This is a genomic window from Pseudomonas sp. Xaverov 259 (genome assembly GCF_019352915.1).
In the GTDB taxonomy this organism is placed as follows: Bacteria; Pseudomonadota; Gammaproteobacteria; order Pseudomonadales; family Pseudomonadaceae; genus Aquipseudomonas.
In genome coordinates this window covers 1-8,119 of sequence record NZ_JAAAFV010000013.1, presented here as the reverse complement: position 1 = coordinate 8,119, position 8,119 = coordinate 1, and the positions used below count along the sequence as shown (strand labels likewise).

General features: G+C 58.3%; 13 protein-coding genes and 1 tRNA gene. 10 read left to right on the top strand and 4 right to left on the bottom strand.

The window, feature by feature from the left end; all coding sequences use genetic code 11:
• Together K0H48_RS02150 and K0H48_RS02145 are read left to right on the top strand one after the other, a co-directional pair.
• On the top strand, positions 1 to 184 hold a 184-nt coding region (locus K0H48_RS02150; RefSeq protein WP_219266226.1), incomplete at its 5' end, for a hypothetical protein.
• Positions 175 to 248: transfer RNA gene (locus K0H48_RS02145), tRNA-Gly, on the top strand. The genes K0H48_RS02150 and K0H48_RS02145, both read left to right, overlap by 10 nt.
• Before the next feature lie 194 nt (positions 249 to 442).
• Here K0H48_RS02145 and K0H48_RS02140 read toward each other — a convergent pair.
• Positions 443 to 682: a DUF6124 family protein gene (locus K0H48_RS02140; RefSeq protein ID WP_056857397.1), complete on the bottom strand. Its 240-nt coding sequence runs from the start codon at positions 680 to 682 to the stop codon at positions 443 to 445.
• Positions 683 to 1,146: 464 nt separating this feature from the next.
• Here K0H48_RS02140 and K0H48_RS02135 point away from each other — a divergent pair, with 464 nt between their 5' ends.
• Both K0H48_RS02135 and K0H48_RS02130 read left to right on the top strand, forming a co-directional pair.
• A complete protein-coding gene (locus K0H48_RS02135) occupies positions 1,147 to 1,440 on the top strand; it encodes a type II toxin-antitoxin system RelE/ParE family toxin (RefSeq protein ID WP_219266225.1) in 294 nt (97 codons plus the stop codon).
• A 2-nt stretch (positions 1,441 to 1,442) separates the two neighbouring features.
• Positions 1,443 to 1,751: an addiction module antidote protein gene (locus K0H48_RS02130; RefSeq protein ID WP_138816335.1), complete on the top strand. Its 309-nt coding sequence runs from the start codon at positions 1,443 to 1,445 to the stop codon at positions 1,749 to 1,751.
• Here the strand turns inward: K0H48_RS02130 and K0H48_RS02125 are convergent.
• Both K0H48_RS02125 and K0H48_RS02120 read right to left on the bottom strand, forming a co-directional pair.
• Complete coding sequence (locus K0H48_RS02125; RefSeq protein ID WP_219266224.1) at positions 1,736 to 2,935, bottom strand: MFS transporter; 1,200 nt, start codon at positions 2,933 to 2,935, stop codon at positions 1,736 to 1,738. The genes K0H48_RS02130 and K0H48_RS02125 overlap by 16 nt on opposite strands.
• Positions 2,932 to 4,095 carry an MFS transporter gene (locus tag K0H48_RS02120; protein WP_219266223.1) on the bottom strand — a complete coding sequence of 388 codons (1,164 nt, stop codon included), beginning with the start codon at positions 4,093 to 4,095 and terminating at the stop codon, positions 2,932 to 2,934. The genes K0H48_RS02125 and K0H48_RS02120 overlap by 4 nt, the downstream gene beginning before the upstream one ends.
• Before the next feature lie 95 nt (positions 4,096 to 4,190).
• On the opposite strand from K0H48_RS02120, the gene K0H48_RS02115 reads away from it, so the two are divergent.
• From K0H48_RS02115 to K0H48_RS02095, 5 genes are all read left to right on the top strand, one after another.
• Positions 4,191 to 5,084: a LysR family transcriptional regulator gene (locus K0H48_RS02115; protein WP_219266222.1), complete on the top strand. Its 894-nt coding sequence runs from the start codon at positions 4,191 to 4,193 to the stop codon at positions 5,082 to 5,084.
• Positions 5,085 to 5,251: 167 nt separating this feature from the next.
• Positions 5,252 to 5,434 carry a type II toxin-antitoxin system HicA family toxin gene (locus tag K0H48_RS02110; protein WP_017736377.1) on the top strand — a complete coding sequence of 61 codons (183 nt, stop codon included), beginning with the start codon at positions 5,252 to 5,254 and terminating at the stop codon, positions 5,432 to 5,434.
• Between the two features lie 22 nt (positions 5,435 to 5,456).
• Complete coding sequence (locus K0H48_RS02105; protein WP_219266221.1) at positions 5,457 to 5,867, top strand: type II toxin-antitoxin system HicB family antitoxin; 411 nt, start codon at positions 5,457 to 5,459, stop codon at positions 5,865 to 5,867.
• 86 nt (positions 5,868 to 5,953) lie between these two features.
• The gene (locus tag K0H48_RS02100) at positions 5,954 to 6,274 is read left to right on the top strand and encodes a hypothetical protein (RefSeq protein ID WP_219266220.1); all 321 of its coding nucleotides are present in this window, start codon (positions 5,954 to 5,956) and stop codon (positions 6,272 to 6,274) included.
• A 112-nt stretch (positions 6,275 to 6,386) separates the two neighbouring features.
• Entirely contained in the window at positions 6,387 to 6,887 is a 501-nt protein-coding gene (locus K0H48_RS02095; protein WP_219266219.1) for a methylated-DNA--[protein]-cysteine S-methyltransferase, read from the top strand.
• Here K0H48_RS02095 and K0H48_RS02090 read toward each other — a convergent pair whose 3' ends face one another.
• Entirely contained in the window at positions 6,888 to 7,670 is a 783-nt protein-coding gene (locus K0H48_RS02090) for an N-acetyltransferase (RefSeq protein WP_219266218.1), read from the bottom strand.
• 179 nt (positions 7,671 to 7,849) lie between these two features.
• Here K0H48_RS02090 and K0H48_RS02085 point away from each other — a divergent pair.
• Positions 7,850 to 8,119 (top strand): low affinity iron permease family protein (locus K0H48_RS02085; protein WP_219266217.1); only part of this gene is annotated, 270 nt, incomplete at its 3' end.

Sequence of the window (8,119 nt, the reverse complement as noted above, 5' to 3'; positions counted from 1 at the left end):
TCTTCGCCACAACAGCCTACCTGCCGCAGACTTCGTGTTAACCGATTGTGTAGATACCTATGGCGATCGCAGGCAAGCCAGTTCCCACAAAAACTTGATGAGCGCCACTCACACATTTTTCGAAGAAAAACTTCAAATCCCGGCGAACATCTGGTACAAAGTCAGCCGCTCTGAGCGGGTATAGTTTAATGGTAGAACAGTAGCTTCCCAAGCTTCCGACGAGGGTTCGATTCCCTCTACCCGCTCCACTCAGATTTTGGTCTTGCGTCAGGTTGGTTCTGGCGGGAGATGCATAAAAAAACCGGCCCTTGGTGGCCGGTTTTTTTATGTTCTAAATTTGGCTTCATGCCTGAGCGACCTGTTCCGATGCAGGGTATCTGGCTCCCCTTCCCCTTGGTATGTGCGGCCTGGGAAGGCAAGCCTGTTGCAGGGGGTGAAAAACCTACGCGGCGCGGTCGACGCGGTCTTGCGCCGCTTCTACCAGCATCAGCCCCAGTTCGATCATTTGCTGAATGGCCAAGGCCAGGTAGCGATGTTGAGAAGGCAGGCTTTCGGCGAACTCATTGGTCATGGCACCCGCGCCGGCAATGGTTTCGTAGGCGTTGGCGAGCAAGGCTTCGGTGTTGGCTTCAGGGCGAACGCTGAACAGGGTCGCGGTTGGGTTACAGGCGTCAGTACACATCTGTTGATCCTCGGTAAGGACCACCTTCCAGAGCTACTAAACAATGGGTGGCGGCTGTATGCAGGTTAGTAGACCGGCGGATCAACGAAACCGGCGCACTCGAAAGTGCCCTGCGTACAGCCACCATTGAGAACAGACATCGAGATGCCTGACTGATAGGACAGCCATACGCCGTTGATCAAATCGGGCTACTAAACCCGACCGCTGATGGGCAGCGGCAAACGAACCTTAAAGCGCTCGTCCAAGGCGTACAACTCAGACGATTCTGAGTGTTGTGTAGGCAATAACGCAACATTCAGGACCGCTGTACCGTTCTCCTTCAGACTGTAAATTCTGGCAATAGGAAAACCCTGAAGAACGTTTGAAACCGGCGCGCCCTCGCATCACTCTCCCCAGCCTTCGACACTGACGTGTCTCTTGCCAACCCGTATCCAAGTAGATACAGTGAGATTCTGTGAGGCCCCGTGCGTTATTCGATCCAGCAAACCCAAGCCTTCACTCAATGGTGCTCGGCGATCCGCGATCTGCGAGCAAAAATCACCATTGCTCGACGTATCGAGCGAGCCAGTGTGGGCAATCTGGGGGATTTCAAGGTGCTGGGCGGCGACGTTTCAGAGATGCGGATAGACGTAGGTGCAGGTTATCGCGTTTATTTCACCCTGCGCGGCAGGGAGGTCGTCATCTTGCAGGCAGGTGGCGACAAGTCCTCACAAGAGGCCGATATCCGGCGAGCAAAAAAATTGGCTAAGGAGGTTTGATCATGACTCAAACACTGACGACATTTGATATGGCCGAGCTGCTCGACAGTGATGAGGCCATCAGCGAATACCTTTCTCAGGTGCTGGCTGACGGTGACAACGAAGAGTTCCTTCGCGCCGTAGGCTACGTAGCCAAAGCCCGTGGCATGACAAAGATCGCCACGGATGCGGGCGTAGGGCGCGAGAGCTTGTACAAGGCATTTGCCCCGGGCGCAAAACCTCGTTTTGAAACGGTTCTGAAGGTGCTTCACTCACTGGGCATTGATCTGTTGGCTCGGCCTGGGCATACCAGCAATTATTCGACTGTTTGAGGCGCACACCCCCGCTGCACCACCCACGCCAGCGGCAACGTCACCAACAACATGCCCGCCAGTACCATCACCGCCACCGGTACACCCAGCGCGTCGCCCACCCCACCGAATACCACGGGTGCCAGCGCGCCGCCGCCGATTGTGCCGGTGTAGAACACCGCAAATGCTTGCTCGCGTTTTCCCGCCGCCGCCAGGTCCGGCACGGCGCCGTACAGCACTGAAGAAGTGCCATTGAGCATCAGGCCCAGCAGCGGCAGCATCACCATCAGGCCATTCAGCGGCAGGTACACGGCGGCTATGATCAGCAGCGCCGTGCTGGTTTCCGTCAGCCATACGGTTTTCATCATGCCGATGCGGGCACCCAAGTAGCCGCAGAGCAATTTGCCGAAGGCGCCACCGATAAACAGCAGCGTCAACGCCAGGCCGATACCGGCAGTTCCCGCGCCTTTGGCTTGCAACAGAAACGGCAGGAAAGTAAGAAAGCCCATGCGCACGGCGCTGTCGAGCGTACCGGTGAGGATCAACGCGCGCAGGCCGGTGACAGAGCCAGTTCCGCCAGTCGGCTTGGCCGTTTTTGTAGACGCGGATTCGGCTACTTGCGCAGGCACCAACCACCACAACAACCCCGCCGCAGCCAGGCCGAGCAACCCCAACAGTGTGGCACTGGCGCGCCAACTGATGACGGTGAGCAACAGCCCGACCAACCCCGGGATCAGGGTTTTGCCGATATCGCCGGAAAAATTGTATTGAGACAGGGCTTGCTTGACCCCGCCGTCGTTCTCGTAAGCATCAGTAATCATCGAAGAGGCTAATGGGTGTTGGGTGCTGGCGCCCAAACCGCCTAACAGCAAAGCCAATAGCAGCATGATCAGCCCAGTGGCCTGCCCCACCAGCAAATAAGCGACGCCAGCAAGCGCCGTGCCGCCCACCAGCATCGGCATGCGCCCCCATCGTCGGGCGGCGCGGCTGGCCATCAGCTGGAACACGGCCATCATCCCGGAATAGGCACCACGCAACAGTCCTATCTGCGCGTAGGAAAGAGCGAACTGTGCCTGCCAAATCGGCAGCAGCACATAGATCACATCCGTGAGGCCATCGTGTACGGCATGGGCACCGCAGCCGGCGATCAGCGAACGGCGGCGGTTAGAGGTTTCTCGCGCAGGCACAGCGATTGTGTTGGTCATGATGCTTGGATCAACTCAGGTTTAAGAGGCTTCCAGCCAGTCAGGGCGATCAACAACGTCAGCAGTTGGAAGCCGATGATCAGCGCTACACACCCAGCCCAGCCCCAGCGCTCCCACATCAGTGCGGGGACGATGGCACCGCAACTGCCGCCCAGGTAATAACACGTGAGGTAAACGCCTACGGCACCCGCTTTGTTGCCCTGCGCGGTGGCGCTGATGAACGCGTTGGCGGCGGCCTGGGCGAGAAAGACGCCAGTGGAACTGAGGGCCAGCCCCACGACAATGCACCATAGCGACGGCGCGAGGGTCAGCGCCGAGCCACCGATGCCAAGCGTCGCGGCAACCGCCAGCAGCTCGGCGTGGGGCCGGGCTTTGCTGAGGCGGCCGGCGATCGGGATCACGATCAAGGCCAGCAGAAACACCATGTACAGCGTGCCCAAGGCCGCAGGCCCGAGGTTGAAAGGCGGTAGGCCAAGGTACAGACCCGCGTAGGTAAATGCCGCAACCTGGGAGAACAACACGCAAAACCCTACGGCGTAGGCAGCCACCAATGGCTTACGAAAAACGCCTGACGAAAAAGCCTTGACCGGTGCGACTCGCGGCCGGTTATCGGGCAGCAAAAACTGAATGAACCCACCGACCATCAAGCTCAATACGGCCAACAATTCGAAGGCCTCGCGCCAGCCGACATATTCGGTCGTCACGCCGGTGACGAAGCGCCCGGCGAACCCGCCCAGTACGGTGCCCGCCACATAGAGGCTGGTGACTTCGGTCACCGTGGCGCCGCGCCATCGGTCGCCGATGTAAGCCACGCTGGTGGCAAACACCACCGGGATCAACATGCCTTCCAGAAAACGCCACACCAGCACTTCGGCAAAGCTGTCGGCGTAGGCGGTCATCAGCGCGGGCACCGCCAGCAACAGCGCGGCCACGGCGATGACTGTGCGCTGCTCGAAACGCGCGGTCAGCCGGCTGACAAATGGCGCGGTCATCGCCACGGCCAGGGTCGTAACTGTGATACTCCAGCCCGCCGCCTTGGCGCTGATATGAAACTGCGCGGCGAAGGTGGTCAGGATGCTCTGGGTGGCGTACAGGTTAAGAAACGCCGCGCAGCCACACAGGAACAGGGCAAGACGGGCACAATGCAGGCGCGGTTTCATGAAACCTCTCGTTTTATTTTGTGAGGTCTTTATAGAATGGCCAGCGGGTCTTAAACCAATACCGAATTCGAACCGATCAATACCCAAGGATCAGGATGCTCGACCTACGCAAGCTGCGTTACTTTCTGACGGTCGCCGAAGAATTGCACTTCGGCCGCGCAGCCCTTCGCCTGCACCTGGCTCAGCCGCCGCTGACCCGGCAGATCTCGGCGCTGGAAACGGAGTTGGGCTTCAAGTTGTTTGATCGCACCAGCCGCACGGTGACTCTCACCGCCCAGGGCCGTTCGTTCTTGCCCTATGCGCGTGGCGTGTTGGAACAGGTGGAACTGGCACAGGTAATCGCCGGTAAATTGGCCGCCGGGACTGCTGGGCAACTGACCCTGGGTTACGTCAGTTCGATCGCGCTGTCGGACCTGTTCAGCCAGGCGATCCAGGCCTTCGCCCAAGGTTTTCCCGATGTGCAGTTGACCTTGGTGGAATGCGCTTCCGGCAGCCTGGGCGCACAGGTGGCAGATGGGCGCCTGGATATCGGCCTGAGTCGTCTGCTGCCGCAAAGCCCGGCCGTGCAAGCGCTGTCGCTGGGTGAGGAGCGCTTGTGGGCGGCGGTTTCCAGTGAAAGCCCGTTAGCCGGCCAGGCACAGGTGAGCCTGGCGCAGCTCAGTGCTTACCCGCTGATTCTGTTTCCGCCCGATTATGGGTCGGGGTTGAATCAGTCGATCGAGCAGTTGTATCGCCACCACGGCGTGCCCCTGCGTGCCGGGCCGACCGGGCGGCAGATCACCTCGATCATCGCGTTGGTGGCCGCCGGACAGGGCGTGGCGTTGGTGCCCGAATGTACCCGCAGCTTGATGAACAAGGGTGTCACCTATAAACCCATGATCGAGGTGGATGCCTGTGCGCAGCTGTTGGTGCTGACACCTGCAGCCAGCAAAAGCCTGTTGGCTGACGCGTTTCTGGCCGTGCTCGCGCAGGCTTTACACACTGAGTAACACCTCGAAAATCCCCGCAATACCTCTCTACGACGCCGTTTTCAAAGGCTCATACACTTCATTCAGCACTTACCGAAACGCCGGTCGTCAGCCGTCGGTAGGTAGAGTGTTGATAAATTATTTTCAGTGGTTATAGTCACCACCAACACACACCACAAGGAGGTGCTGTGGATAGCCGATATTTGATAGGTCACATTGTTGCGGACGGCTGGTACCTGGTGCGTACCCGAGGCAGTCATCACCACTTCAAACACCCGACCAAACCGGGGCTGGTGACGATTCCTCATCCAAAGAAGGACCTGTTGGACAAGACCGCCAAGAGCATTTTGAAACAGGCGCTGCTGAGCTGAGCGTCTCTGGAGGGCAATAGACATGCTTTACCCCATCGCAATCTCAATCGGTGACCAGGAAAACGCCTGGGGCGTGGAAGTGCCGGATATCCCTGGCTGCTACTCCGCCGGCGACGACCTGGACGACGCCATGGCCATGGCCCGCGAAGCGATCGAAGGGCACTTCGAAATCCTTGCAGAGGATGGCGCGCCGATTCCCCCTGCGCAAAAAGTCACCCTGCACGCGGCCAACCCCGAATACGCCGGCTGCACCTGGGCCGTGATCGACATCGATGTGACCAAATACCTGGGCAAGGCACAAAAGCTCAACATTACCCTGCCCGGTTACCTGCTCAATCGCATCGATGACTATGTACTCAGCCACCCGGAAGAAAAAAGCCGGTCGGGGTTCCTGGCGTCGGCGGCGCTCAAGGTGCTGCAGCAGGAACGGTAACGTCAGCTCAGCAAAGTCTGACTGCAGCGGCGACTTCTTATCGAGATGATGTCAGTTCGTCTGCACTGAGATCGGGATGATCTGTAATGCCTGAACCTGAACAACACACGCATAACTCTGCCCTGCGCCAAGTGGTGGGCTGGGTGGTGGTTCTGCCATTGATGGTCACGTTTGTGAGGCTGCCATTTCCGTTTGGGCTGTTATTGTCGCTTGGAGCACTTGCAGCGTCGGCCTATGGCACAAAGCTCGCCTGGCAATACGCAAGCCGCCCGATGGCAGTGCTCACCTCGATTGCCACCTTGCTCAACACCATTTCGCTATTTTTGCTGAGTACGCCCTCCGTGCTGATGGCGCTCTACACTGTTTTTCGGTATTTCTTGTACCCGCTTTTTTCCAATTGGCTATAGAAACGCTTTTAGACCCTGAAGGAATTCGACCGCAAGAAACGCAGTTTCCGAGCAAGCGGATGAAACTACAGTAGCGTCGTACCTTTATCCAAGCCTGTCGAGGAACCCGCTCATGTCTTACCAATACAAGCTCATGCCTTCCCCCGTCGGCCAGCTCACCCTGGTGGCGCGCAACGGCAAACTCAACGCCATCCTGTGGGAAACAGAACGCGCCAATCGCGTGCGTCTGGGCGAGTTGCATCAAGCCGACGACAGCCCGGTGTTATTGGAAGCCGAGCGTCAGCTACGGGAATACTTCACCGGCACCCGCAACCAGTTCGATCTGGAGCTGGATTTCGACGGCACCGATTTCCAAAAGCAAGTCTGGCAGGCATTGCTGACCATCCCCTTCGGCGAAACCCGCAGCTACAGCCAGATTGCCCAGCAGATCGGCAACCCCAAGGCCGTGCGCGCGGTAGGCGCAGCCAATGGCCGCAACCCTATCTCGATCATTGCGCCCTGCCACCGGGTGATTGGTGCCTCGGGCGGGCTGACCGGGTTTGCCGGAGGGCTTGAGGCCAAGCAGTATTTACTGGCGCTTGAAGATCGCGGCCAGGCAACGCTGGCCCTCTGATTACGCGTCTGCAATGGCGCCACGGGTAAAGGCCTGGCACTCGTACAAAGGCTCGAAACCTAAATGCCGGTACAGCGCCAAGGCATCCTGCGTGGCTTCCAGAAAGCATCGCAGTGCCCCGATGCTCGACGCGTGAAGCAGAGCGGCATGGATCAATCGAGAGGCGTACCCTCTGCCACGAAACTCCATGGTTGTGCCGATATCGCTAAGCCGAGCCTCGCCATCACACAGGGACAGCACCAGCGAAGACCTTACCTGCCCCTCATCGGACAAGGTGAAGTGGTAAAGCGCCTGACCCGCGTCCAGGGCCCGCTGGTGCCGGGCCTGATAACGCGCAACCTCCTCGGGCAGTCTCCTGAACGCACTGCCAAAGGGCTCAGCCCAATCGTGCATGTTCCGCGTCAGCTGGATCTGTACACCGCTCTCGCCTGGCCATGGAGCCAGGCCCGCCAGGTCACCCACCATCGCGGTGGTCTTTTCGGCGGGCTTAAAGCCGTGTGCCAAAAACACCTCGCCCAGCGCTTCGAGCTTTTCCTCATGGATCACCACACGTATTGCCTGCGTGGTACGCCGGACCAGCTCCAACGGTGCGGCCAAAGCGTTGTCCAGCAAGGTGCTGCCGACCCGGATAAACAACAAATTGAACGGGCTGAAATACTCATCGGTGAAATAAGCGTTGATACCGTCGCCGTAGCGGCGATGCGTTGGGCACACCGCGGCAAAGAAATGTTCTTCGGTTTTACTGTAGAGCGTGTGCAAGTCGCAGGTGGCGTTAGCGTGCATGGGAGAACACCGGGATAAAAACCCAGTCTTGCTCCGGCCATTCATTAGGCGAAGTAGGCCTATTCCTAATAGCCGGAGGAAAGAGCACTACTGTGTTCAAATCCTCAAATGTAAAAAGAAATTTCAAAGCACGCCTGCGGTCAATAATTTCATCACCCACCGGTCAAGGAACAACGGTCATGAAATTCTCTGCAGTCTCCCAATCTCTATCCCGCTGGGCAGGCAGTGCCCGCACCTTCTACGCGGCTGTCGCACTGATTTTCCTGTGGAGCCTCAGCGGGCCTTATTTCCATTACAACGATACCTGGCAACTGATCATCAATACCTCGACCACCATCATTACCTTCCTGATGGTGTTCCTGATCCAGAACACGCAAAACCGCGACAACGACATCCTGCATATCAAGATCGACGAGTTGCTGCGTGTCTCCAAGGATGCGCAAAACGCC

Excerpts from the sequence above, each read along its gene's own strand:
- K0H48_RS02095 (WP_219266219.1), top strand. The coding sequence starts at position 6,387 with ATGTCTTACCAATACAAGCTCATGCCTTCCCCCGTCGGCCAGCTCACC.
- K0H48_RS02120 (WP_219266223.1), bottom strand. The coding sequence starts at position 4,095 with ATGAAACCGCGCCTGCATTGTGCCCGTCTTGCCCTGTTCCTGTGTGGC.
- K0H48_RS02090 (WP_219266218.1), bottom strand. The coding sequence starts at position 7,670 with ATGCACGCTAACGCCACCTGCGACTTGCACACGCTCTACAGTAAAACC.
- K0H48_RS02140 (WP_056857397.1), bottom strand. The coding sequence starts at position 682 with ATGTGTACTGACGCCTGTAACCCAACCGCGACCCTGTTCAGCGTTCGC.
- K0H48_RS02125 (WP_219266224.1), bottom strand. The coding sequence starts at position 2,935 with ATGACCAACACAATCGCTGTGCCTGCGCGAGAAACCTCTAACCGCCGC.
- K0H48_RS02105 (WP_219266221.1), top strand. The coding sequence starts at position 5,457 with ATGCTTTACCCCATCGCAATCTCAATCGGTGACCAGGAAAACGCCTGG.
- K0H48_RS02100 (WP_219266220.1), top strand. The coding sequence starts at position 5,954 with ATGCCTGAACCTGAACAACACACGCATAACTCTGCCCTGCGCCAAGTG.
- K0H48_RS02115 (WP_219266222.1), top strand. The coding sequence starts at position 4,191 with ATGCTCGACCTACGCAAGCTGCGTTACTTTCTGACGGTCGCCGAAGAA.
- K0H48_RS02130 (WP_138816335.1), top strand. The coding sequence starts at position 1,443 with ATGACTCAAACACTGACGACATTTGATATGGCCGAGCTGCTCGACAGT.